We start from the raw sequence: 24872 nt of genomic DNA on the forward strand, positions 1-24872 counted from the left end.
TGTTCATGCGACGCATGGAGTGCACGGATGTTTAAGCGGATGTGTCGGCGTAACACCACCGCTATGTGCAGCCACTATGCTCGGGCCAGATCACTCTGCCGAGGCCAGCCATGCGCCTTAAAGCCCACACACCCCTGATCGCCCTACTGGCAACGTTGAGCCTACTCGCCGCCTGCAGCCGTTTCGACCTTGCCTATCGCAACCTCGACTGGTTACTAAGCTGGCGCATCGACAGCTATCTGGACCTGAACGCCGAGCAGCAGGCCTGGCTGGAGCCACGCCTGGATCAGCACCTGGCCTGGCATTGCAGCACCCAGCTGCCGCAACTGGCCAGTTGGCTAGACGAGGACAGCGCTCGTCTCGCTGCGGGCACACTGGATGCCGAGCAACTGCAAACGCGCTTCACCGACTTGCTCCTGGCCCTGGGGGAAATTTCCAGCGAGATCGGCCCCACCGCTGCCGGCCTGCTGCAACAGCTCAGCCCGCTGCAAGTGCAGCAACTGCGCGAGCAGATGAATAAAGAGAACGCCAAGTTGCGTGCGGAATTCGTCGAACCACCACTTGCCGAGCAGATCGCCAAACGCGCCGAGGCCACCCAGGAGCGCCTGGAGCCCTGGTTTGGCCAACTCAATGCTCAACAGCAGGCACTGGTGCGCCGTTGGGCCGAACAGCGTGGCGAGCAGAGCCGCCTGTGGCTGGACAGCCGCGAGCGCTGGCAAACAGCACTCCTCAAAGAGCTGGAGGGGCGGCGCAGCGCCGACTTCCCGCAGCGCCTCGACCACCTGCTGCGTGAGCGGCAGCAATACTGGAGCGAAGACTATCGCCAGGCCTTCGCCGACAACCAGCGCAGCCTTGCCGAACTGCTTGGCCAGCTGATCGCCAATGCCGATGCTGGGCAGCGCCAGCATCTGCAGGAACGTCTGGGCGCCCTGCGTGAGGACATCGCCGGGCTTGAATGCACTAAACCAGCGGCGGCAGTCGCCAGTCGATCGGAGTGAGGCCGCACTGCTCCAGGTACTTGTTGGTGCGACTGAAATGGCCATTACCGAGGAAACCGCGATACGCCGACAGCGGTGACGGGTGCGCCGACTTCAATACCAGGTGGCGAGTGGTATCGATCAGTTTCTGCTTGCTTTGCGCATGCGCGCCCCAGAGCAGGAACACCAGGTTGCCCGGCCGCGCGTTGACCGCCTCGATCACCTTGTCGGTGAACGGCTGCCAGCCCTTGTCGGCATGCGAGCCGGCGCTGGCCTGCTCGACGGTCAGCGAGGTGTTGAGCAACAGCACGCCCTGCTCGGCCCAGCTTTGCAGGTAGCCATGCGCAGGAATATCGATGTTCAGGTCGCGCTTGAGCTCCTTGAAGATGTTCACCAGCGAGGGGGGTGCCGGTACCCCCGGTTGCACCGAAAAGCACAGGCCATGGGCCTGGCCCGGGCCGTGGTAGGGGTCCTGGCCGATGATCACCACCTTGACCTGCTCCAGCGGCGTGGAGTTGAGCGCATTGAAGATCAGCGGCGCCGGCGGAAAGATCACCTTGCCGGCGGCCTTCTCGGCCCGCAGGAAATCGCCCAGCTCGCGCATGTACGGCTTGTCGAACTCCTCGCGCAGAGCCTCCTTCCAGCCCGGTTCGAGTTTGATGCGGTCGTCGGTGGTCATGCGCGGGTTCCTGCGGCGAAAACGAAAGCGGCACGCTAAGGAAGCCACCGGGGCAAGTCAACCTGAAGTCTTGGCCGCGCACTCTCAGTGCCAATGACCGACGCACTGCCTGCCCGGCAATGGTGCCCCATAGACCCTATACGCCAGTATCACGCCGCTGGATGCGCCTTGCCGGCCTGGATAGGTCGGCCAAGACTGCTGACTCATCCCGAGCAGGAGCTTCGCCATGAACACCTCGACCGGTATCAGTCGTGCCCGCCTGGAGCAGGCACTGCAGCACTCCACCTTCGCCCAGCTGCTGGGCGCCGAACTGCTCGACTTCACACCCGGCAGGGTCAGCCTGCAGGTGACCAGCCGCCCCGATCTGTGCCAGCACCACGGCTACATCCACGGTGCCGTAGTGGGCTTCATGGTCGACAGTGGTTGCGCCTGGGCCGCTGCATCGCTGGTCGGCGACGTGGTAACCAGCGAATACAAGCTCAACCTGCTCGCCCCGGCCCTGGGCGAGCGCCTGATCTGCCGCAGCGAAGTGCTCAAGGCCGGCCAGCGCCAGGCCGTGTGCCGCGCCGATGTGTTCGCGGTGAAGGACGGCGCGGAGAAGCTGGTCGCCACGGGCCTGGCGACCATTGCACGGGTCTGAACCCGCGCAACGTCTTCACCTCAGCGGTTGCGCCCCAGCGTTTCGTGACTGCTGACCCAGTCCCCGGCCAGGATTGCCGAGGTCAGTGACACATCGCCAGCCAGCACCACCGCCGCGATGATCTCGGCCAGCTTGTCGGCTTTGCCCGCACCGACGCAGCCGAGCATGTTCAGGCATTCACGCTGGGTAGGCAGACCGGTGCCGCCGCCGTGGGTGGCACAGATCACCGCCGGCAGGGTCACCGACCAGTAGTAGTCACCGTTATCCAGCAACTGGCCGTAGGTGATACCGCCGTGGGACTCGGCAACGTTGGCCGCGTCCTGCCCGGTGGCGATGAACATCGCTGCCAAACCGTTGGCTGCGTGCGCACCGCTGTAGGCCGTGCCGGCCTGAAAGGCGCCCACGGCAGCAATCTGCCGATAGCGATAGAGGTTGGCGGGGTCGACCCGCAGCAGCTCGTGGGCCACCTCACGCTTGAGGGTGAACTCGGCGATCACCCGTTTGCCGCGGGTCTGGATCATGTTCATCGCCGAGTGTTTCTTGTCGGTATCGATGGCGCCGGAGAGGATGTAGCGCGGCTGCAGCGGGTGGTTGGCCTTGATCCACTCGCAGGCGGCGAAGGTGGCCTTGCTGGTCATGTTCTGCCCGGCCGCATCGCCGGTGGTGTAGCAGAAGCGGGTGTAGAGCATGTTGGCCACCGGGTACTGCTCGATCTCGAACAGCTTGCCGCTGCGCGTGGTGGTCTCGGTAACCGCCTTGATCGTCTCGAACTCGCGCACCAGCCAGGCGCCGAATTCGCGGGCTTGCAAGGCATCCTCGAACAAGAACACCGGCGCGCGCTGCATGGAGTGCTTGACCACCGTGGTCCTCACCCCGCCGGACGCGCTGATGGCGCGCATGCCGCGGCTGTAACTGGCCAGCAGCGTACCTTCGGTGGTCGCCATGGGAATGTAGAAATCACCCCGCGCATGCTCGCCCTCGATACGCAGCGGCCCGGCCACACCCAACGGCATCTGCACCACGCCGATGAAGTTCTCGATATTGCCCTGGGTCACCGCCGGATCGATGGCGTACTGACCGACCACATCCAGCGCAGCGCCGGTCTGCTCCTTGATGAAGTTGCGGCGCGTGCTGGCCTGCTCCCGGGTGTAATCGTTGGCGGGGTTACGCGGAATCGGGGCGCCTCGGGACATGTTGCTCTCCTGCTGAGTCGAATGGGTCGCGGAACGGATGAGATTAGTGGGAAATCCGTCGTACCGAGTGTGCCCATGGCCAACAAGACCAGCTTGCCCGAAGACGCCAATGAGGTGATCGAACGTGTCAGCCAAGGGTGCCCAGAAGAGGCTTCATATGGCCAACTCTGGTCGTCTGGGTGTGCAAGTTTTCGGGCGGTCCCGCGCGAAAACCAAAAGCGCCAAGGGCGTGGCAGTCTCTAAGGCATGTTCACTACGAGGCCAACGCCATGTCCGTGCACGATAAAGAACTGCCCAAGGTCAACACTCCGCTCCCAGGGCCGGCCAGCGCCGCCCTGTTCGAGCGTTATTCACCACACCTGACCAGCAGCAACGCCGATCACAGCATTTACCCTCTGGTGGAAACCAGTCGCCGCGGTTACCTGATTGTCGATGCCGACAACAACACCTTTGCCGACCACATGTCCGCGTGGGGCGCTTCGCCGTTCGGCCCGACCCCGCCCACCGTGAAAGCGGCCATGGACGCGGCCTGGCAGAATCACGGCATGCAGATCAGTGGCTGGTTGAGCAACAACGCCGCCTACCCGCTGGTGGAAAAGCTCGCCGCCATCGCACCGGGGCGCATCAATCGGGTCGAGTACTCGGTATCCGGCACCCTGGCCGTGGAAGGCGCGGTGAAATTCATGCGCGAGGCGAGCAAGCGGCCGCTGATCATCACCTTCGGCGGTCAGTACCATGGTGAGTCGACCTACATGACCGCCGGCGCCTCCAGCGATTTGTCGAATGTGTCCTCCGGGCGTACTCAGTTTGTTTCCGGGGTGGTCATGGTGCCTTACCCCAACCGCTTCCGATCCGCCTTCCGCAAGGGCCCCGGGCCGTTCGACGACACCGAGGTGCTCGACTACCTGGAGTATCTGCTGGTGCAGCAGGTACACCCGGGACAGGTGGCTGGCGTGATGATCGAGCCGGTGCTCGGTGAAGGCGGCATTCACGCGCCCTCGCAAGCCTTCTGGGATCGTCTCGGTGCGCTGTGCAAACGCTGGGGCTGGCTGCTCTGCCTGGATGAAGTGCAGACCTGCATGGGGCGCTGCGGCGAGATGTTCGCCATGCAGCGCTGGCAGAACATCGACCCTGACCTGATCCTGCTGGGCAAAGCCTTTGCCGCGGGCGGGCAGCCGATTGCGGCCATCCTCGGCACCGACGCCATCATGGGCAACACCGACCTGCATTTGGGCAGCACCTACGGTTTCGCCCCGGCCGCCTGCGCTGGTGCGCTGGCCGGTATAGAACTGATCGAGGCCGGCGGCGTGCTGGAAAACGCCCGCCTGCTGGAAAGCATCTTCCTTGAGCACATGACTCCGCTGAAAACCGAGATTGAGCAAGTGGGCGATGTTCGTGCGGTCGGCGCCATGGCCGCCATCGAGTTCGTACAGAGCAAAGCCAGCCATAGGCCGGCACCCGCCTTTCAGTACGCGGTGCACCATGCAGTACTGCGCCGTGGAGTCCTGGGGATTTCCCAGCGCGGCAAATGGCATTACCGGCTGCAACCGGCCCTGACCATGTCACCGGAAGTGTTCGAGTTCAGCTGCGCCGCGATTGCCGAGGCCATCCGTGAAGTGGCAGCCAATCCACCCACCGAGGCGCAGAGTGTTCAGGATGCGGTAGCCGACGCGGTGCGCTGATAGTCGATTTCGCTGGCGGGATTTGGGGCCGCAGCCAAGGCTCTCGGCCCAAGAAACACCCCTAAAAACTGGAGCTGATCGCATGACTACTAGTAAGAAGAAGATGCTGATTGCACTGTGCCTGACCGCTAGCGCGGTCGGCGTTGCCCAGGCCGCAGACACATCGGTGAAGGTCTACAACTGGTCGGACTACATCGCCGAGGACACCAATGCCAACTTCGAAAAAGAGACCGGCATCAAGGTCGTTTACGACGTGTTCGACAGCAACGAGACCCTGGAAGCCAAGCTGCTGGCAGGTTCCTCGGGCTATGACGTGGTCGTGCCGGGAAACATGTTCCTCGCCAAGCAGATCAAAGCGGGGGTGTTCCAGAAACTGGACCGTTCCAAGCTGCCGAACTGGAAGAATCTGGACGCCGATCTGATGAAGGCGCTGCAAAGCACTGATCCGGGTAACCAGTACGCCCTGCCCTACCTCTGGGGCACCACCGGCATCATCTACAACGTGGACAAGGTGAAAGCCGCACTGGGAGTCGACACGATTGATTCGTGGGAGGTGATTTTCGAGCCGAAGAACCTGCAAAAGCTCAAAGCCTGCGGAGTCACCATGCTGGATGCCCCGCAGGAAATCATGGCCGCGGCACTGTTTTATCAGGGCCTGAATCCCAATCCGACCAGCACCGAAGACATCGCCAAAGCCGAAACCCTGATGATGTCGATTCGACCCTACGTAACCTACTTCCACTCGTCCAAATACATCACCGATATGGCCAACGGCGATATCTGTGTATCGGTGGGCTGGTCCGGGGATGCCTTCCAGGCCCAGGCCCGGAGCGATGAAGCAAAGAACGGCGTCAACATTGCCTACGCCATTCCGAAGCAGGGTGCGGCGTCCTGGTACGACATGCTGGCGTTGCCAGTCGATGCAAAGAACCCCGATGCCGCCCATGCGTACCTGAATCACTTGCTGAAACCGGAAGTCATCGCGCCTATCACGGACTATGTGGCCTACCCGAACGGTAACGCCGCCTCGACGCCACTGGTGGCTGAAGAGATTCGCAACAACCCGGGAATCTACCCAACCGCGGAAACCATGAAGAAACTCTACGTGCTGGGCGAGTTGTCGCCGAAAGTGCAGCGGGCCATGACGCGCAGCTGGTCCAAGATTAAATCCGGTACTTGAGTCGCCATTCGCCCCGACCATCAGCAATGGTGGCCGGGGCGTCTAACCGCTATTGAGGCCGGGCGACTTCGGCAGATCGCCGGGCAGATGGCCGGTGACTGCGCGAAACGCGCTGTAAAAGGTACTGGTCGACCGGAACCCGGCAGCCCTGGCGCGCTCGACAATGCTGATCGCCGAATCGCTGGCCAATACATGGTGAATGCGAGCCCGATTGAGGTACTGATAAAAGCTCAGACCAAGCCCCTGATTCAGCGCATAGGAAATCTGATTTCGGGTATAGCCGCTGGCCCGTGCCACATCCGACAGTGACAAGCCGGGCTCCAGGTAGGGCTGTTGCTGTTCAAAGTACAGCGCAAGGTCTTTCAGCAGGTAGCCCAGTGCCCGTGGACTAAGGCCGATCTTGCTGGCGGCAGCCTGTTTACGTTGTGGCTGACCAGGCTGCTGCAAGGGCAGCGCATATTCATTGATTTCAATGATCTGGCCATCGGCCACGCGCACCGAATCGCAGGCCGACACGCTGAGCAACGCATCGCCATTGGCGGCACGAATCACTTCGCAATAGCGCAGAAACACCGTGTCGCCATCGACCCGTGGCCTGTCGAGGTACTCCAGGGTGTCCAGCGCCGAGCGGGCGATGATGTCGCGAACGTGTTCGCGCAATGCGCTGCCGGTATAGCGGCTGCCAGCGAAATGATCGATGAAGACCATGTCCGGGTGATACAGCGCTTCGATACCGGCGATATCGCCCTGTGCCCAGCACGCATTATGTCGCTCAACGATAGCCAGCGATGTGGCGGATAGGGCATCCAATTGGCATGTACTCACTGTGCGATCCCGTTGCTAGCCTACAACCGTCAATCTGAGTTGACGCGAATATCCTAGGCGTTTCTGGGCCGCAACTGGAGCGTGACATGCCTACTGGCAGTCCTCTGCGCCGATGTCGTCCTGATAGAGAGCAGCGTTGAGCTGGCGCCTAGCGACTCAGCTCATACACGCAGATGTTCACCGTCGACGCCAGGTTGAGCGACTCGATGGCCCCGCAACCGGCGATGGTGAAGGGCTGCGCCCCCAAGGTCGCCAACTGCTCACGCGGCACGCCACGCGCCTCGTTGCCGAACAGGTAGCAGTCGAAGCTCTGGAAGCCGGCGGACTGCAGGCTGTCGCCCTGCATGTCCAGGCAGGCGATGCGCGGGAAGCGGCTGGGCAGCGCATCCAGCTCCACGTCCAGGTCCATAGGCGTATGGAAGATCGCCCCCATGCTGGCGCGCACCACCTTGGGGTTGTACGGGTCGACGCTGCCGGGGCTGAGCAGGCAGCGGAAGCCGCCAAACCAGGCCAGGGTGCGCAGGATGGTACCGAGGTTGCCCGGGTCCTGGATCTCGTGCAGGTAGATGGCGCGCTCGCCGGCAGCCACCGGGGCGGCGCTCTCCAGCATCGGTACCACGGCGACGATGCCCTGCGGGGTCTTGGTGTCGCTGATCTGCGCCATCTGCCGCTCACTGACCACCTGGGTCTTGAACGGGCTCTGCCAGTGCTCGTGAGCGGCGGTCACGTACAGCTGGCTGCACTGCAGCAGCGGGTTGTGCATGGCAGCCTTCTGCAGCTCCAGCACCAGGTGTTCGCCTTCCACCAGGAAGTGGCCGAACTCGGCGCGATACTTCTTCTGCTGCAGCTTCTTGATGTCGTCGAGCTTCATCAGGCGCCCTGCCCAGCCAGGATCGACTTAGCCACCGCCTCGGCAACCTTGATGCCATCCACGCCCGCCGAGAGGATGCCACCGGCATAGCCGGCACCCTCGCCCGCCGGGTACAGCCCCTTGAGGTTGAGGCTCTGCAGGGTCTCGTGATCGCGGGTGATACGCACCGGCGAGCTGGTGCGGGTCTCGATACCCGTCAGTACCGCGTCGTTACGGTCGAAGCCGCGAATCTGCTTGCCGAACACCGGCAGCGCCTCGCGGATCGCCTCGATGGCGTACTCCGGCAGCGACGGCGCCAGGTCGCCCAGGCGCACGCCGGGCTTGTAGGACGGCTCGACCTCGCCGAACTCGCTGGAGGGCACGCCACGGATGAAGTCGCCCACCAGCTGCGCCGGGGCGCAGTAGTCACGTCCGCCCAGCTCGTAGGCGCGCGACTCCAGACGCTCCTGCAGCTCCACGCCAGCCAGCGGGCCGCCGGGGAAGTCCTGCTCCGGATTGATACCGACGACGATGCCGGCGTTGGCGTTGCGCTCGTTGCGCGAGTACTGGCTCATGCCGTTGGTGACCACCCGCTCCGGCTCGGAGGTGGCCGCCACCACGGTGCCGCCGGGGCACATGCAGAAGCTGTAGACGGCGCGGCCATTGCTGGCCTGGTGCACCAGTTTGTAGTCGGCGGCGCCCAATTCCGGGTGGCCGGCGTACTTGCCCAAACGAGCCTGGTCGATCAGCGACTGCGGGTGCTCGATGCGGAAGCCCACGGCAAAGGGCTTAGCCTCGATGTACACGCCCTGGCGATGCAGCATGCGGAAGGTATCGCGCGAGCTGTGCCCCAGGGCCAGCACCACATGACGGCTGCGCAGGGTTTCGCCATTGTCCAGTACCACGCCTTCGAGTTGGCCGTCGTCGATCACCAGGTCAGTGACCTTGCTCTCGAAACGCACCTCGCCGCCCAGGGCGATGATCTCATCACGCATGGCAGCGACCACGCCGGTCAGGCGAAAGGTGCCGATGTGCGGCTTGCTGACGTACATGATCTCTTCCGGCGCGCCGGCGCGAACGAACTCGTGCATCACCTTGCGGCCGTAGAACTTCGGGTCCTTGATCTGGCTGTACAGCTTGCCGTCGGAGAACAGCCCTGCCCCGCCTTCGCCGAACTGCACGTTGGACTCGGGCGTCAGGGTCTTCTTGCGCCACAGCGCCCAGGTGTCCTTGGTGCGGCGACGCACATCCTTGCCGCGCTCCAGCACGATCGGCTTGAAGCCCATCTGCGCCAGCAGCAGCGCAGCGAACAGGCCACAGGGACCGAAGCCCACCACCAGCGGGCGCTCGCTCAGATCGGCCGGCGCCTGGCCGACCGGGTAGTACTGGGTGTCCGGCGCCGGGCGGATGTTCTTGTCCTCGGCGAAGCGCGCCAGGATCGCCGCCTCGTCGCGGGCTTCCAGGTCAATGATGTAGATGAACAGGATGACGCTGTTCTTCTTACGCGCATCGTAGCTGCGCTTGAACACGCTGAAGTTCAGAAGGTCGGCGTCGCGGATATTCAGGCGCTGGAGGATGGCGGCGCGCAGCTCCTCGGGGGCGTGGTCGAGGGGCAGGGACAGTTCATTGATGCGAATCATGGTGGTAATCCTGGCCGGTATCTCCGGCAAAGGAAGCAAAAGAGGCGGGGTAAGGCGCGAATTGTAGCCGCCGCCGCCCTGCCCTGTCAGGCCGAGTAGATGGGCGCCCTACCCGCCAGGTTTAACCTGCACGCCACTCTAGGCTTATACTTGCCGCCACTTTGCGGCCTCCAGGGCCGTATTTTTCTGATCCCCGCACCTGGCTCCCCCATGAAACGCTCCAAAAGCAGCAGCCGCTGGCTGAACGAACACGTCAACGATCCTTACGTCAAACGCGCGCAGAAGGACGGCTACCGCTCGCGCGCCAGCTACAAGTTGCTGGAGCTGAACGAGAAGGACAAGCTGATCCGCCCCGGCATGCTGGTGATGGACCTGGGCTCGGCGCCCGGCGGCTGGTCGCAGGTGGCGGGCAAGATCGTCGGCGACAATGGCCGGGTGATCGCCAGCGACATCCTGCCGATGGACCCGCTGGACAACGTCGATTTCATCCAGGGTGACTTCACCGAAGACAGTGTGTTCCAGCAGATCCTCACCGTGCTCGACGGACGCCAGCCCGACCTGATCATCTCCGACATCGCGCCCAATATCAGTGGCGTCGCCATCGCTGACCAGGCCTCGTCGATGTACCTGGTCGAACTGACCCTCGACATGGTGCGTCAGGTGCTCAAGCCCGGCGGCAACTATGCGGTCAAGGTGTTCCAGGGCGAAGGTTCCGAGGCCTTCCTCAAGGACGTGCGCAGCTCGTTCGAGAAAGTGATGATCCGCAAGCCGGAAGCCTCCCGCCCACGCTCGCGCGAGGTGTACCTGGTCGGCAAGGGCTTCAAGGGCTAGGCGCCGATAGCGCCGGCATTCGTTCAACGCCGGCGCTTTACCTCAGGAACGGGCGCCTGCGGCGCCGCGCGCGTTCTTCTTCTCCAGGATCAGCGAAGCCTCGTTGTAGGCCTTCTGGAAAGCCTCGCCGCCGACCCAGCTCACTGCCGTATCCTCGTCTTCATCGTGGAACATCCCGCGATAGACGATCAGCAGCCCCATCATGAAGTCGATCGCCGACTCCTGCGACTCCTCGGCCACCACCAGCTCCAGCACCGGGTATTGCAGGAAGATCAGACACATCGCCAACAGGCTGATGTCTTCCCCCAGCTTCATCGCCTGAAACAGATCGTCGAAGTCGGCCGGATCGAAGCCCTTCTCCTCGATGTCCTTGAAGTCGAAGGTACTCAGGTCGACTGCCACATCATCGAACGGCTCATTGACCAGCGGATTGGCCAACAGCGGATGCACGACGTTGGCCTTGGCCTTACCCACGCGATTCTGCTTGGCCTTGGCTTTGGCCCTCTGGGCGCGCTTGTGCTGTTTGTCTGGAGAGGCCATGAGCGAGGTCCTTATTCGGTGTAGCCAAGTTCATGGCCAGGAGATAAGACGCAGATTGTATTCCGTCCGGGTCTGAAACGCTTAGGCGACTTGGACGGCAATGGCGGCTATCGGCCATTAGCAGCCATTAAGGCAGGGCTATGGGGTCACCCATTCTTGGCACTAATAGATAGCTTTTGCTCAAAACCAATCAGTTCATGAATCTGGCTGCTGTGTGGGTCATAGACCCATTCATGATCAAAAAGACTGGTTAAACGTTGAGTCATGTAGCAATCGCCTACAACTAGGGAATAGAAGCGGTTTCCATGAGTACGCTGCTGCTCAATTTGCTGGCGTAGCTGCCCCGGCAAACTGGCCATGATGAAGTCTGAAATCATCAGTAGGTCAGCACGCTCATAGGTCTCGCTCTGCATCACACCCAGAGCATGACCCAATGCAGGAATGGCATCCGTACCACCGTAAAAGGACATGCCCAGAAACTTGATCAATGCCTCCATGCCAAAGTCATCGCCAAGATCCAGCGTCTCGATGCCGGTGGAAAAGTTAATCAAATAGCATGCTCGCTTCTGCTGCCTGGCCTTGCCTGCAATGAAGAGCGCCACGGCTTTGGCAATCGTCTCAGGCATACCGTCCATAGAGCCGCTGGTGTCGACACAGATCACCATTGGCCCTTGTTTAGCCGCCTCTTCAACGCTGCGCAGCTCTTCCTTTTGGTGATGTTGTTGCACGCGCTGAATGCCCTGCATGTCAAAACACATCAGGCGTGACTCGACGTACTTGAGGTCGAAAAGAATGGACGTTTCGGGTTCAGCCAGTAACGCCAACTCACTGGGCAGCACATGCTCGATATCACGCCCAAGGCGAATGCCGATGATCTCTTCCCGCGAATTGATATCCGGTAACTCTATGGCTTGCGTATAACGCACCTGGGCACGCTCAATGCGCTCTGATAACTCCAACTGGCGCAGCTTGCCTAGCAGATCACATAGCGACCGAACACCTGGATCACTGGCCAGGTATTTAGCCCAACGCTGAAAGCGCTCGATCTCTTTTGCAGATAAGTTACCTTTGGACAGGTCAAGGAACAACCCAGAGTCCAACCCCAGCATTTCCAACTGCTGGTGAAGCTGTTGGAGTAACTGCAGAAATGCTTCGAGTTCCTCCATGAACTCCCGGCGCAGCATGGCTATACGCTCAAGCTCCCACTCTGCGCGCGCTTTATCCATAGCCTTTTGCCATTCATCGCGCAAGAGTCGAGCGCTTACAGTGCTGTCTGTCCGACGTTTTCTCTCAACCGTCTCAGGGGCCGTCGCCGCTGCCAGTTCACGCTGCCAAAAAGATTGATTGTCCGGCAGTTTGGCTGCGCGGCACAGCGCAACATAGTCCTCAACAGCCGCTGCTAGTTCTGCACTCGAAACAGGGGGGGACTGATTCCGAGTTTGCCAGTTCGATAGTTCCTGCTCATACGATGCATAGGGAAACTCTGCATTCAGCTTCGCAGTCGAGGTCAGTTGCCACAGCCGAATCCTCTCCTCTATGTGACCTGCAGCAGAATCCCAGTCCCTTAGTAGCGACGCGAATATACGTTGAACGTTATCGCCAATATCCTTAGCAGCGCTGGATATTGGGTCTAGCGGCATAGCTCTTCCAGCCGCTCGCAGTCCTTGATGCGAAGCTGTAAATCCTCGATTTGCTTCGCTATACCCAAGACTACCAAATTGACTTTATCGGCGGGAACAAAGGGAGATGAAAGTTTTGACTTGTGAACCTTAAACTTACCCTCAACCTTACTTAGGGTGCGCTGAAACACATCCCTAATTTCCATGACCGATTGCGATAGCGAAGAGATGAGGCGTGAATTTATATCTTTCTTTTTGTCGCCCTTATGAAATAAGACTGAAGGCTTAATTTTTGTTTTCTTATATTTTAAGCCGCCACTTTTATACTCAAGCAAACATGTACCCTGCCCATCAAATCTGCAATATATTTCCTTCTCTTCGTTTCCTTTTGCATCTACTGGATGAAAGGTGTCAGTCGACTTTAATTTGTCGCTACGAATGTATATCTCGAATTCTTCCGGGTGCTTATAATAAGAGTCCTCAGGGAGGAAGCTGACTTTTTGTTGGAAGAACTCATTACCACCAACACTAACTGTCTTGTAAACATTTTCCGAATGATAAAGCTCGGTATGAATTTCCTTATCGAGCATATCCTTTCGCTTATCCGTTTCAGCGAGATCAATCCCGCTATCAATCCCTGATGCCTTCACAGCATCCGCAACGATATCCCAGACGGCCTGTCGATTTTCTTCATGCGTCCATAGGCAATGCTGCAGTAGTAAGGCGTCACTATGGTTGGTTTCCTTGCGCTCATTAAAGAAGGCTGCTGCCTTCATAAGCATCGCCGCACGCTGCCAGCGTCGGTCAGAGACATAAACTTTGAGTGTCTCGTATTGAAGCTCCAGCTGCTCGCGGATCAAATGAATGATGGTTAGCGTCTCAGCAGACAGCTTGACCTGCTGCGATTGCTCCATCCATTCAGCCCATTCGTTGGACTTCACCTGAATAGCCGAGGGGATGTCGATTTTGGCTTTGGTCGGTTTGTTATTGAGTAGCTGATCGAAGTGCTGGGTTTCCCGAATGGGCCCCGCCATCAGTCTCACAATAAAGCGGTCGTACAAGGCTTCAAGACCTTGATTGGCATCTGGTGTTTCGTTGGATGCCGCAATCAGAGCCTTTAGTGGGGCTTTCTCAACGGCTTCACCATTACGGAACACATGCTCGTTAATCAACGTCAGCAGGGTATTCAAAATAGCGGGGCTGGATTTCCAGATTTCATCGAGGAAGGCGAACTCGGCCTTGGGCAGGTAATTATCTGTTTTGCGAATGTAGTGATCTTCTTTCAACGCCTTGATGGATACAGGGCCAAACACCTCTTCAGGTGTGCTGAAGCGGTTCATCAGGTATTCGAAATAGGTTGGCTGCTCAAATGCGCAGGCTATACGGCGAGAAATCAGACTCTTGGCCGTGCCTGGTGGCCCGTACAAAAAAGTATTCTGCCCGCAGAGCGCTCCCAGCAGAGATACCGCGATGATCTCTTCACGCTCAAACATTCCCGCGCTTACGCTGGCGACCAAATCACTGATACGTTTTTGCAAACCCACACTCAACTCCTTGAATCCATTCGGCTGGTGATACCGAGACTATCCAGATTTATGGCGAATGGCCACTTTCTGGCTCTGCGCTTTTCTGCAACGGGTTGCGTCGGAGATCGTGTCAATGTCCGCTTTTGGCCGAAAGCAACTCATCCCCTCACCCCTGATGCAGCGCCCGGTAATGACTGGGCGCCATGCCCACCACCTTTCTGAACAGCCGCGAGAAGTAGTACGGGTCGTCGTAGCCGAGCTGCTCGGCGATCTGCCGCACTTCCAGGCTGCCCTGGTCGAGCAGGCGGCAGGCGTGGGCCATCTTCAGCTGGATGAAGTCCTGGATTGGCGCGTGGCCGGTCAGGGCGCGGTAGGTCTTGGCGAAGTGGAAGCGCGACAGTTTGAACTGCGCGGCCAGCTCATCGAGGTTGAGGCTGCCATGCAGGTGGCTGCGCATCACCGCCTGCACCGCGTCCACGTCCAGCACGCGGCCGGATTTCAGGGTAGTGCGCGCCGGCAGCACGGCCAGGGAGCTGAGCAGTGCCTGCAACTGGTGAGCGGCGTGAATGAAGTGAGCCGGATTGAGGCCCTGGCGGTGCAGGCCAAGCAGTGCCTCGAAGTCCGCCAACAGGCGCGGCTGCACGCCAATGCGGCGCCTGCCGGGCTTGCCCAGCAGGCGGATGAAATCCTCCCCCAGCGCGCCGTCGAAGTGTACCCAGTACAGGGTCCAGGGCCGCTCGGCACTGGTGCCGTAGGTATGGGCGTAGCCCTTGGGTAGCAGCATCAGGTCGCCGCCTCCCACGTCGATTCGTCCATCCCGACTGTCCAGCCAGCCACGCCCGGCGCGGCAGTAGATGAGCAGGTGATCGTCTGGGGCAACGCGCTGCATGCGGTGCCCTACGGCCTCCGGGTAGAAGCCCAGGGCCAGCGGATAGCAGCCCGTAGACAGTGGATGGCGCGCCAGCACGCGCCGCAGCCGGGGTGGCACGATGAAGCGCAGGCCGTTGGCCGGTAGCGGCCAGTTGGAGGTTTCCACCGCGGCGTTCATGGCGCCCTCTTTCTTGTTCGAATGCCAAGATCATCCATCCACAGGGCAAGATCGTCAATCCACAGACGGCTTTTCGCCGGCTATAACAGGGGCAGACAAGAACAACAGGAGGCCGACGATGCCCCAGGTGATCCCGCAGCTGATCGACGGACAGTGGCAAGCCAGCCACGCCCGCGAACTGATCGAAGTGACCGACCCCGCCACCCAGGAAGTCCTGGCCCTGGCGCCCAAGGCCACCCACGAGGAAATCGAGGCGGCGATCGCCAGCGCCAAGACGGCCTTCCTCAGCTGGCGCGAAGTACCGGTACCGGAACGCGCGCGCCTGATGCTGCGCTACCAGCACCTGCTCAAGGAGCATCACGACGAGCTGGCCGAGATTCTCGCCGCGGAAACCGGCAAGACCTTCGCTGATGCCAAGGGCGATGTCTGGCGCGGCATCGAGGTGGCGGAGCACGCCGCCAACATCTGCAGCCTGATGATGGGCGAGACGGTGGGGAACGTCGCCCGCGAGATCGACACCGCCAGCTATATCCAGCCTCTAGGTGTTTGCGTCGGCATCACCCCGTTCAACTTCCCGGCGATGATTCCGCTGTGGATGTTTCCGCTGGCCATCGCCTGCGGTAACACCTTCATTCTCAAACCCTCCGAGCAGGACCCGCTGACGCCGAACAGGCTCGCAGAACTGTTCCTCGAAGCCGGCGCGCCCAAGGGTGTGCTGCAGGTGCTGCACGGTGGTCGCGAAGTGGTCGATGCCCTGCTGGTGCACGAGGACATCCGCGCCATTTCCTTCGTCGGCTCTGTGCCGGTGGGCCAGCACATCTACCGCACCGGCACCCAGCACCTGAAGCGCGTACAGGCCTTCGCCGGCGCCAAGAACCACATGGTGATCATGCCCGACGCGCCCAAGGATCAGGTCATCAGCAACCTGCTCGGCGCCAGCTGCGGCGCCGCCGGCCAGCGCTGCATGGCGATCAGCGTGGCGGTGTTCGTCGGCGAATCTAAAGCCTGGATCGACGAGCTGGCCGCGCAGATGGCCGAGCTCAGGCCCGGTCACTGGAAAGACGCCGGTTCCGCCTACGGCCCCCTGATCAGCCAGCAGGCCAAGCAGCGCGTGCAGAAGCTGATCGCCGAGGGCAAGGCCGAAGGCGCCGAGTGCCTGCTAGACGGCTCGCAGTGCGAGGTGGCCGGCTACCCCAACGGCAACTGGCTGGGCCCGACCCTGTTCCGTGGCGTCACCACCAAGATGAGCCTGTACCGCGAGGAAATCTTCGGCCCGGTGCTGGTGTGCATGGAGGTCGACACACTGGAACAGGCCATCGAGCTGGTCAACGCCAGTCCCTATGGCAATGGCACCAGTATCTTCACCCGCTCCGGCGGTGCCGCAAGGCACTATCAGCACGCGGTGGAAGTCGGCCAGGTGGGCATCAACGTGCCGATTCCAGTGCCGCTGCCGTTCTTCTCCTTCACCGGCTGGAAGGGTTCGTTCTATGGCGACCTGCACGCCTACGGCAAGCAGGCGGTGCGCTTCTACACCGAGACCAAGACGGTCACCAGCCGCTGGTTCGATGACACACCGGTCAGTGGCCCGAACATGACCATTCAGCTGAAGTGAGACCTGACGCACCTCAATAAGAGACGACTAAGACGAAAAGACAATGCCTCCACGCTTGCCAGGGCTGCACAGTCGGTGCTGGCAAAACAACAACAAGGAGCCATTGCCATGAATCGACTGACTGCCACCCTGGCCCTCTGGGCCGGGATCACCGCCTGTGCGCAGGCCGCCGAGCCGATCACCCTCGGCCTCAACTACCCGCGCACCGGCCCGTACAAGGAAGAGGGACTGGCACAGATGCGCGGAGCTCTGCTGGCCATCGACGAGATCAACGCCAAGGGCGGCGTGCTGGGGCGCCCGCTGCGCCTGTCCAGCCAGGACACCGCTTCGCGTCCGGCCAAGGCGGTGAAGAACGTCGACAAGCTGGCTGCCGAAGGTGCTGCGATGCTGTTCGGCGGCGCCTCCAGCGCGGTGGCCATCGCCGCCGGCAAGCGTGCACGCGAGCGCGGCCTGCTGTACTTCGGCACCCTCACCTACTCCAACGACACCACCGGCAAGGACGGCCAGCGCTACCTGTTCCGCGAGTGCAACAGCGCCTGGATGAGCGCCAAGGTACTCGGCCAGTACCTGAGCGAAAAACTGCCGAACAAGAACTACTTCTACGTCACCGCCGACTACACCTGGGGCACCACCAGCGAAAGCTCGCTGCGCCAGACCACCGGCACCGAGGATGTCGCCCGCCACCCCGGGCTCAAGGTGCCCTTCCCCGGCGCGCGCCTGGCCGACTACCAGAACGCCCTGACCCAGGCCGCGCAGAGCAAGGCCGAAGTGCTGGTTCTGGTGCTATTCGGCGAGGACCTGGTGCGCGCCATGCGCGTCGCCGAAGACCTGGGCCTGACCCAACGCATGCAGATCGTCGCGCCCAACCTGACCCAGGCCATCGTCGAGCAGGCCGGCCCGAGCCTGATGGCCGGCGTGCTCGGCACCGAGCCCTGGACCTGGCACGTGCCGGAGCGTGAAGGCTCCGAGGCCGGCAAGGCCTTCGTGCGCGACTTCACCGCCCGCTACGAGGTCTACCCCTCTAGCTCGGCCGCTTCGGCCTACAGCATCGTGCGCCAATGGGCCGATGCCGTGGGGCGCGCCAAGAGCCTGGACAGCGAGGCACTGATCAAGACGCTGGAAGGCCACAGCTATCGCCTGCTCAAGGGCGAGCAGCAATGGCGTGCCTTCGACCACCAGAACGTGCAGAGCGTCTACGCGGTGAAGGTCAAACCCCGCGCCGAGGTCATGAAGGACGCCTTGCGCCAGGATTATTTCGAAATCGTCCACCACCTGGATGGTGCCCAGGCCGCCCCGAGCCTTGCCGAATGGCAGGCGGAGCGCCGCGCCGCCAACCAGCCCAGCACATTGCAGTGAGGAACCATGGACTTTGAGCTGAACGAAGAACAACGCCTGCTGGTCGACAGCGCCCGCGCCTTTGCCGCCCATGAGCTGACGCCACACGCGGCCGACTGGGATCGTGACCACCATTTTCCGGTGGACGTAATCAAGCGCGCCGCCGAGCAGGGCTACCTGGCCCTGTACATCAAGGAGGAAGACGGCGGCCTGGGCCTGTCGCGCCTGTCCAGTTCGCTGATCTTCGAGCAGCTGTCCGCGGGCTGCATCGCCACCACCGCCTTTCTCACCATCCACAACATGGCGTCGTGGATGCTCGCCTCGTTCGCCGACCAGGCCTTGAAGGATGCCTGGCTGCCGCGCCTGACCTCAGGCGAGCTGCTGGCCTCCTATTGCCTGACCGAACCGGACGCCGGCTCCGACGCCGCCCGCCTGCGCACCCGCGCCCGGCGTGATGGCGACGACTACGTGCTCGACGGCAGCAAGTGCTTTATCTCAGGTGCCGGCAGCACCGACGTACTGATCGTCATGGCGCGCACCGGCGAAGACGGTGCCAAGGGGGTGTCCTGCTTCCTGGTGCCGGGCGACGCGCCGGGCGTGAGGTACGGTCGCAACGAACTGAAAATGGGCTGGCGCGCCCAGCCGACCCGCACCATCACCTTCGAGGGCGTGCGCATTCCGGCAGGCAACCGCATCGGCCCGGAAGGCCAGGGTTTCGTCTACGCCATGAAGGGCCTCGACGGCGGGCGCATCAATATCGCCAGCTGCTCGCTGGGCGCCGCCCAGGCGGCGCTGGAGCAGAGCCTGCGCTACGTGGAGGAGCGCAAGCAGTTCGGCAAGGCCCTAGCCGAGTTCCAGGCCCTGCAGTTCAAGCTGGCCGACATGCTCACCGATTTAACAGCGAGCCGGCAGATGGTGCGCCTGGCCGCGCACAAGCTCGACCACGGCCACAGCGAGGCCAGCCTGTATTGCGCCATGGCCAAGCGCTTCGCCACCGACCACTGCTTTGCCCTGTGCAACGAGGCGCTGCAACTTCACGGTGGCTACGGTTATCTCAATGACTATCCGCTGGAGCGCTGGGTGCGCGACAGCCGCGTGCACCAGATACTGGAGGGCACCAACGAGATCATGCGGGTAATCATCGCCCGCCGCCTGCTGGACCAGGGCGGCATGCTGGATCGCCTGCTGTAGCTTTGCTTTTAGTTGATCGTTCCCACGTTCCACGTGGGAATGCCGCCCCGGACGCTCAGCGTCCTGGCACGGAACAAACGGGACGCAAAGCGTCCTGGGCTGAGTGCCCACGCAGAGCGTGGGCACAACCGGAAATACGAGGACAGTTATGAGCACCGCTATCGAAGCCTACAAACCCGGCGTCTTCGACCTGACCCACAAGCTGACCGTGGAAAAGCATGGCCATACCGCGCTGATCACCATCAACCACCCGCCGGCCAACACCTGGGACCGCGACTCGCTGATCGGCCTCAAGCAGGTTATCGAGCACCTCAATCGCGATGACGATATCTACGCCCTGGTGGTAACCGGCCAGGGCAGCAAGTTCTTCAGCGCCGGCGCCGACCTCAACCTGTTCGCCGACGGCGACAAGGCCCGCGCCCGTGAAATGGCCCGCCGTTTCGGCGAAGCCTTCGAAACCCTGCGCGACTTCCGTGGCGTATCGATCGCCGCGATCAACGGCTACGCCATGGGTGGCGGCCTGGAGTGCGCCCTGGCCTGCGACATCCGCATTGCCGAGCGCCAGGCGCAAATGGCCCTGCCGGAAGCCACCGTCGGCCTGCTGCCCTGCGCCGGCGGCACCCAGCACCTGCCCTGGCTGGTCGGTGAGGGCTGGGCCAAGCGCATGATCCTCTGCGGCGAACGCGTCGATGCCGAAACCGCCCTGCGCATCGGCCTGGTCGAACAGGTGGTGGATACCGGCGAAGCCCGTGGCACCGCCCTGCTGCTGGCGGCCAAGGTGGCGCGGCAGAGCCCGGTAGCGGTGCGCACTATCAAGCCGCTGATCCAGGGTGCCCGCGAGCGCGGCCCGAACAGCTGGCTCTCCGAGGAGCGCGAGCGCTTCGTCGACCTGTTCGATGCCGACGACACCCGCGAGGGCGTCAATGCCTTCCTGGAGAAACGCGACGCCCAGTGGCGCAACAAGTGATCGTAGGGTGGATGGCTGGCCGTCAGCAGGTAGCCCGGACTTCAGTCCGGGGCATGCCTGCCAGCCTTCCCGGACTGAAGTCCGGGCTACTTCACTGCATCAGCAATCGCAGGGTGGATGTCCCTCTTCACATCCACCAGAACCACTACGGTGGAGCCCGCGCCTCCACCCCATGATGGAAACAACATGAACGTGCATTTCGAAGAACGCCCCGCCCCCCACGGCTTCCGCATCGGCATCGCCAGCCTGGACGCGGAGAAGAGCCTCAACGCCCTGACCCTGCCGATGATCGAGGCGCTGGATGCCAAGCTGCGCGAATGGCAGGACAACCCCGCCATCGCCTGCGTACTGCTGCGCGGCAATGGCGCCAAGGCCTTCTGCGCCGGCGGCGACGTGGTGCAGCTGGTACAGCAATGCCGCGAGCATCCCGGCGAGGTACCGCCGCTGGCGCGGCGCTTCTTCGCTGACGAATACCGCCTCGACCATCGCATCCACACCTACCCGAAACCGCTGATCTGTTGGGCCCACGGCCATGTGCTGGGCGGTGGCATGGGCCTGATGCAAGGCGCGGCCATCCGTATCGTCACGCCGAGCAGCCGCCTGGCCATGCCAGAGATCAATATCGGCCTGTATCCGGACGTCGGCGGCAGCTGGTTCCTCGCCCGCCTGCCGGGCAAGCTCGGTCTGTTCCTCGGCCTCAGCGCCAGCACCATCAATGCTGCTGATGCCCTCGACCTAGATCTGGCCGACCGCTTTCTGCGCGACGATCAGCAGGACGCCCTGCTCGACGGCCTGGCCCAGCTCAACTGGCAACACCAGCCCGCCGAACAGCTGGGCAGCCTGCTCCGTGCTCTGGAACATGAGGCCCGCTCGGAGCTGCCGCAGGCCCAGTGGCTACCGCGCCGCGAACGCATCGACGCATTGCTCGACGTGGCCGACCTGCCCGCCGCCTGGCAGGCACTGAGCGGTCTGCAGCATGGCGACGATGCACTGCTAGCCCGTGCCGCCAAGACCCTGGCCGCCGGCTGCCCGCTCACCGCACACCTGGTCTGGCAGCAGATCCGCCGTGCCCGTCACCTGTCGCTGGCCGAGGTGTTCCGCATGGAATACGCGATGAGCCTGAACTGCTGCCGCCACCCGGAATTCCCCGAAGGCGTGCGCGCCCGACTGATCGACAAAGACCAGGCTCCGCAGTGGCACTGGCCCGATCCAGCCGCAATCCCTGCCGCAGTGATCGAGGCGCACTTCGAGCCCGTCTGGGAAGGCCCGCATCCGCTCGCGGACTTGCACTAGCCCGCGCGCCCCTGATTGAAAGAGGAGAACAACAACAATGACCCAGATCGCCTTTATCGGCCTCGGCCACATGGGCCTGCCCATGGCCCGCAACCTGCTCAAGGCCGGCTTTACCGTCACCGCCTTCGACCTGGCCAGCGAGGCGTTACAAGCATTCGCTCAGGATGGTGGCAAGACCGCTGCCAGCGCCGCCGAAGCGGTTCGGGGCGCTGCGGTAGTGGTCAGCATGCTGCCGGCCAGTCGCCATGTCGAAGGCCTGTACCTGGGCGACGGCGGCCTGCTCTCGCAGATCGCCCCCGGCAGCCTGGTGCTGGAATGCTCGACCATCGCCCCGGACTCGGCGCGCAAAGTGCATCAGGCCGCCGCCGCGCGCGGCATCCCGCTGCTCGATGCGCCGGTCTCCGGCGGCACCGCCGGCGCGACAGCCGGCACCCTGACCTTCATGATCGGAGGTGAAGCCGCAACCCTGGAAAAAGCCCGGCCGATCTTCGAAGCCATGGGCCGCAACATCTTCCACGCCGGCCCGGACGGCGCCGGCCAGGTGGCCAAGGTGTGCAACAACCAGCTGCTCGCCGTACACATGATCGGCACCGCCGAAGCCATGGCCCTGGGTGTGGCCAGCGGCCTCGATCCGGCCGTGCTGGCGGAGATCATGCGCCAGAGTTCGGGCGGTAACTGGAGCCTGGAGAAGTACAACCCCTGGCCAGGGGTGATGGACAATGTGCCGGCCTCGAAAGGTTACTCGGGCGGTTTCATGGCCGAGCTGATGGCCAAGGACCTGGGCCTGGCCCAGGAGGCCGCCCAAACCACCGGCAGCAGCACGCCGATGGGCGCCCTGGCCCTGCAGCTGTACCGCCTGCTGCTCAAGCAGGGTAACGGCAAGCTCGACTTCTCGGCGGTGCAGAAGCTGTTTGTGGAATAAGCGCCGCCCGCAGCGACATGCCCCGATCACACAACGACGGACGTCGATTTCGACAGCCCATGCCCCAGAAAAGCAAAAGCCCCGAAAACTCTACTGTTTTCAGGGCTTTTGCATTGGGTCTGGCGGTGAAGGAGGGATTCGAACCCTCGATACGGTTTCCCGTATACACACTTTCCAGGCGTGCTCCTTCAACCGCTCGGACACTTCACCGGATCTCGGCAAACCTGTCTGGTCTGTCGAGGCGCGCTAATGTAGCCGCAGACACTTTCGAATGCAAACTTTTTTTCAGTCTATTCATGCGCTTATGGGGTGCTAGGCGGTTTCGCCTCGAAACGCTGAGTGCCGAACAGCAGGAAACCCAGCGAGACGAACAGACTGAACAGGAATAGTTGAACCACACCCGAGGCGCTGTGGCTGTAGGTGCTTTCGGCCAGACCGATCAGAAGTATCAGTAAGCCAAACAAAGTGACACGGGAAAATGCTTGCATGGGGTCTCCTCGAATGGTCCTTACCCTAGCCACTAAGCGGTTGCGCCACCAATTGAGACAGCCCATCAGTGCCATAGCCAAGCATTTGAGGGTGACCCTGCGGTCAGCCAAAGCGCTTTACCCATGCGCCCCGGCTGGGTAACGTCAGCGCCACTTCCATCACCCCGGACAAGGATTTGCGCCATGAGCGAACTGATCAGCTACCAACTCGAAGATGGCATCGCCACCCTGACCCTCAACAATGGCAAGGTCAATGCCATCTCCCCGGACGTGATCACTGCCTTCAACGCCGCTCTGGATCAGGCCGCGCAGGACCGCGCCGTGGTGATCATCACCGGCCAGCCGGGCATTCTCTCCGGCGGCTACGACCTGAAAGTGATGACCTCCGGCCCGCAGAACGCGGTGGCACTGGTCACCGCCGGCTCCACCCTGGCCCGCCGCATGCTCGCCCACCCGTTCCCGATCATCGTCGCCTGCCCGGGCCATGCCATCGCCAAGGGTGCGTTCATCCTGCTCTCGGCCGACTACCGCATCGGCGTCGAAGGCCCGTTCAACATCGGCCTGAACGAAGTACAGATCGGCATGACCATGCACCACGCCGGCATCGAACTGGCCCGTGACCGCCTGCGCAAGTCCGCCTTCCACCGCTCGGTGATCAATGGCGAGATCTTCAATCCGCAAGATGCCATGGACGCCGGTTTCCTCGACAAGGTGGTACCGGCCGAGCAATTGATGGCCACCGCCGTCGCCGCTGCCCAGCAGCTGAAGAAGATCAACATGACCGCGCACAAGAACACCAAGCTGAAGGTACGCAAGGCGTTTCTGGAAACGCTGGATAAGGCCATCGAGCTGGATCAGCAGCACCTGGGCTGATACCCCCGCGCCACCGACAAGCCCGGCCCAGTGCCGGGCTTTTCATTTGCTCCGAACGCCGCGGAAACGCCCGGCAACAACCTCTGATCGGCGTCAATTGCCGAAAATAGTGCACGCCCGTACACTGCGCGCCTTTTTGTCTGCCTGAAGGCTTACCGATGCTTTTCCTTGCGCGCATGTTTTTGATGGGGCTGCACTTCGTTCTTGCCGGCGTGCTCGGCCTGGTGCTTGGCCTGTGCCGTCCGTTCAATCCGGACAACAGCCGCCTGTGCGCGCGCCTGTATTCGCTACCGGCCCTGTGCATGCTGCGTATCAAGCTCAAGGCCGAGGTTAGTAGCCTGTTCGGCCAGGATCGTCCCTGTGTGATAGTGGCCAACCACCAGTCCAACTACGATCTCTATGTGCTGGGCCGCGTGGTGCCACCGCGTACCGTCAGCATTGGCAAGAAGAGCCTGAAATGGGTGCCCTTCTTCGGCCAACTGTACTGGCTGGCGGGCAATGTACTGATCGACCGGGGCAACGGCCAGAAGGCCAAACAAGCCATGCTGCAGACCACCGAAGCCCTACAGCAGCGCGATACCTCGATCTGGGTTTTCCCCGAGGGTACGCGCAACCAGGGCAAGGGCCTGCTGCCCTTCAAGAAGGGCGCCTTTCAGATGGCCATCGCCGCTGGCGTGCCGATCATTCCAGTCTGTGTCAGCACCTACGCCGGGCGTTTCAAGCTCAACCGCTGGAACAGCGGTAAGGTGATGATCCGCTCGCTGCCGGCTATCCCGACGCTGGGGCTGACCCTCGATGATCTGCCGCAACTGATGGATCGATGCCAGCTCATGATGCGCGAATGCATTGAGCAGCTCGACAGTGCGGTCGGCACCAAAGCTGCAGTCTGACGCGAGAGGCCCGGCATGTTCCGGGCCTTTTCTTTGCGGGTTAAGCTTCGGTATCACTGAACGAGGAGGCT

23 protein-coding genes and 1 tRNA gene are annotated in these 24872 nt (G+C 62.1%); 13 read left to right on the top strand and 11 right to left on the bottom strand.

Annotated elements, in window-relative coordinates; genetic code table 11:
• Nucleotides 1–110: 110 nt before the first annotated feature.
• Nucleotides 111–998, top strand: coding sequence for a DUF6279 family lipoprotein (locus P7A97_RS17540; RefSeq protein ID WP_277691393.1), 888 nt, complete (start codon nt 111–113; stop codon nt 996–998).
• Here P7A97_RS17540 and ung read toward each other — a convergent pair.
• Nucleotides 961–1656: a uracil-DNA glycosylase gene (gene ung / locus P7A97_RS17545; RefSeq protein ID WP_277691395.1), complete on the bottom strand. Its 696-nt coding sequence runs from the start codon at nt 1654–1656 to the stop codon at nt 961–963. The genes P7A97_RS17540 and ung overlap by 38 nt on opposite strands.
• A gap of 226 nt (nt 1657–1882) precedes the next feature.
• Here ung and P7A97_RS17550 point away from each other — a divergent pair, with 226 nt between their 5' ends.
• Entirely contained in the window at nt 1883–2296 is a 414-nt protein-coding gene (locus P7A97_RS17550) for a PaaI family thioesterase (RefSeq protein WP_277691396.1), read from the top strand.
• A 20-nt stretch (nt 2297–2316) separates the two neighbouring features.
• On the opposite strand, the gene P7A97_RS17555 is transcribed toward P7A97_RS17550, so the two are convergent.
• Nucleotides 2317–3489 (bottom strand): hydroxymethylglutaryl-CoA reductase, encoded by a 1173-nt coding sequence (locus P7A97_RS17555; RefSeq protein ID WP_277691397.1) that lies wholly within the window; start codon nt 3487–3489, stop codon nt 2317–2319.
• Between the two features lie 269 nt (nt 3490–3758).
• On the opposite strand from P7A97_RS17555, the gene P7A97_RS17560 reads away from it, so the two are divergent.
• Entirely contained in the window at nt 3759–5171 is a 1413-nt protein-coding gene (locus P7A97_RS17560) for an aminotransferase class III-fold pyridoxal phosphate-dependent enzyme (protein ID WP_277691399.1), read from the top strand.
• Nucleotides 5172–5253: 82 nt separating this feature from the next.
• Nucleotides 5254–6351 carry an extracellular solute-binding protein gene (locus P7A97_RS17565; RefSeq protein ID WP_277691400.1) on the top strand — a complete coding sequence of 366 codons (1098 nt, stop codon included), beginning with the start codon at nt 5254–5256 and terminating at the stop codon, nt 6349–6351.
• 42 nt (nt 6352–6393) lie between these two features.
• On the opposite strand, the gene P7A97_RS17570 is transcribed toward P7A97_RS17565, so the two are convergent.
• From P7A97_RS17570 to P7A97_RS17580, 3 genes are all read right to left on the bottom strand, one after another.
• Nucleotides 6394–7176, bottom strand: a complete 783-nt coding sequence (locus P7A97_RS17570) for a nuclear transport factor 2 family protein (protein ID WP_277691402.1) — start codon at nt 7174–7176, stop codon at nt 6394–6396.
• 148 nt (nt 7177–7324) lie between these two features.
• Nucleotides 7325–8047, bottom strand: coding sequence for an RNA methyltransferase (locus P7A97_RS17575; protein WP_277691403.1), 723 nt, complete (start codon nt 8045–8047; stop codon nt 7325–7327).
• On the bottom strand, nt 8047–9666 hold the full coding sequence (locus P7A97_RS17580) for an NAD(P)/FAD-dependent oxidoreductase (RefSeq protein WP_277691405.1): 1620 nt from the start codon (nt 9664–9666) through the stop codon (nt 8047–8049). The genes P7A97_RS17575 and P7A97_RS17580 overlap by 1 nt, the downstream gene beginning before the upstream one ends.
• Before the next feature lie 210 nt (nt 9667–9876).
• Between P7A97_RS17580 and rlmE the strand changes: the two genes are divergently transcribed.
• Entirely contained in the window at nt 9877–10497 is a 621-nt protein-coding gene (gene rlmE, locus P7A97_RS17585; RefSeq protein WP_277691406.1) for a 23S rRNA (uridine(2552)-2'-O)-methyltransferase RlmE, read from the top strand.
• Between the two features lie 42 nt (nt 10498–10539).
• Here the strand turns inward: rlmE and P7A97_RS17590 are convergent, their stop codons facing one another.
• The 4 genes from P7A97_RS17590 to P7A97_RS17605 form a co-directional block, all read right to left on the bottom strand.
• Nucleotides 10540–11037 carry a hypothetical protein gene (locus tag P7A97_RS17590; RefSeq protein WP_277691407.1) on the bottom strand — a complete coding sequence of 166 codons (498 nt, stop codon included), beginning with the start codon at nt 11035–11037 and terminating at the stop codon, nt 10540–10542.
• A gap of 146 nt (nt 11038–11183) precedes the next feature.
• On the bottom strand, nt 11184–12677 hold the full coding sequence (locus tag P7A97_RS17595) for a VWA domain-containing protein (RefSeq protein WP_277691409.1): 1494 nt from the start codon (nt 12675–12677) through the stop codon (nt 11184–11186).
• The gene (locus P7A97_RS17600; protein ID WP_277691410.1) at nt 12668–14200 is read right to left on the bottom strand and encodes an AAA family ATPase; all 1533 of its coding nucleotides are present in this window, start codon (nt 14198–14200) and stop codon (nt 12668–12670) included. The genes P7A97_RS17595 and P7A97_RS17600 overlap by 10 nt, the downstream gene beginning before the upstream one ends.
• Nucleotides 14201–14348: 148 nt before the next feature.
• On the bottom strand, nt 14349–15230 hold the full coding sequence (locus P7A97_RS17605) for an AraC family transcriptional regulator (protein WP_277691412.1): 882 nt from the start codon (nt 15228–15230) through the stop codon (nt 14349–14351).
• Between the two features lie 118 nt (nt 15231–15348).
• Between P7A97_RS17605 and P7A97_RS17610 the strand changes: the two genes are divergently transcribed.
• The 6 genes from P7A97_RS17610 (at nt 15349) to mmsB (ending at nt 22550) form a co-directional block, all read left to right on the top strand.
• A complete protein-coding gene (locus tag P7A97_RS17610) occupies nt 15349–16842 on the top strand; it encodes a CoA-acylating methylmalonate-semialdehyde dehydrogenase (RefSeq protein WP_277691413.1) in 1494 nt (497 codons plus the stop codon).
• 108 nt (nt 16843–16950) lie between these two features.
• Entirely contained in the window at nt 16951–18198 is a 1248-nt protein-coding gene (locus P7A97_RS17615; RefSeq protein WP_277691414.1) for an ABC transporter substrate-binding protein, read from the top strand.
• Between the two features lie 6 nt (nt 18199–18204).
• Entirely contained in the window at nt 18205–19368 is a 1164-nt protein-coding gene (locus tag P7A97_RS17620; protein ID WP_277691416.1) for an acyl-CoA dehydrogenase family protein, read from the top strand.
• Between the two features lie 148 nt (nt 19369–19516).
• Nucleotides 19517–20335, top strand: a complete 819-nt coding sequence (locus tag P7A97_RS17625; protein WP_068825794.1) for an enoyl-CoA hydratase — start codon at nt 19517–19519, stop codon at nt 20333–20335.
• 186 nt (nt 20336–20521) lie between these two features.
• Nucleotides 20522–21628 (top strand): enoyl-CoA hydratase/isomerase family protein, encoded by a 1107-nt coding sequence (locus P7A97_RS17630; protein WP_277691418.1) that lies wholly within the window; start codon nt 20522–20524, stop codon nt 21626–21628.
• 37 nt (nt 21629–21665) lie between these two features.
• On the top strand, nt 21666–22550 hold the full coding sequence (gene mmsB / locus P7A97_RS17635; RefSeq protein WP_277691419.1) for a 3-hydroxyisobutyrate dehydrogenase: 885 nt from the start codon (nt 21666–21668) through the stop codon (nt 22548–22550).
• Between the two features lie 120 nt (nt 22551–22670).
• Here the strand turns inward: mmsB and P7A97_RS17640 are convergent.
• Together P7A97_RS17640 and P7A97_RS17645 are read right to left on the bottom strand one after the other, a co-directional pair.
• A tRNA-Ser gene (locus tag P7A97_RS17640) sits at nt 22671–22760 on the bottom strand.
• A 92-nt stretch (nt 22761–22852) separates the two neighbouring features.
• Nucleotides 22853–23038: a hypothetical protein gene (locus tag P7A97_RS17645; RefSeq protein ID WP_277691420.1), complete on the bottom strand. Its 186-nt coding sequence runs from the start codon at nt 23036–23038 to the stop codon at nt 22853–22855.
• 183 nt (nt 23039–23221) lie between these two features.
• On the opposite strand from P7A97_RS17645, the gene P7A97_RS17650 reads away from it, so the two are divergent.
• Both P7A97_RS17650 and P7A97_RS17655 read left to right on the top strand, forming a co-directional pair.
• Complete coding sequence (locus P7A97_RS17650) at nt 23222–23911, top strand: crotonase/enoyl-CoA hydratase family protein (RefSeq protein ID WP_277691421.1); 690 nt, start codon at nt 23222–23224, stop codon at nt 23909–23911.
• 158 nt (nt 23912–24069) lie between these two features.
• Nucleotides 24070–24801, top strand: coding sequence for a 1-acylglycerol-3-phosphate O-acyltransferase (locus tag P7A97_RS17655; RefSeq protein WP_277691423.1), 732 nt, complete (start codon nt 24070–24072; stop codon nt 24799–24801).
• Nucleotides 24802–24872: the final 71 nt, after the last annotated feature.

This window comes from Pseudomonas sp. GOM6, assembly GCF_029537485.1.
Lineage (GTDB): Bacteria > Pseudomonadota > Gammaproteobacteria > Pseudomonadales > Pseudomonadaceae > Aquipseudomonas.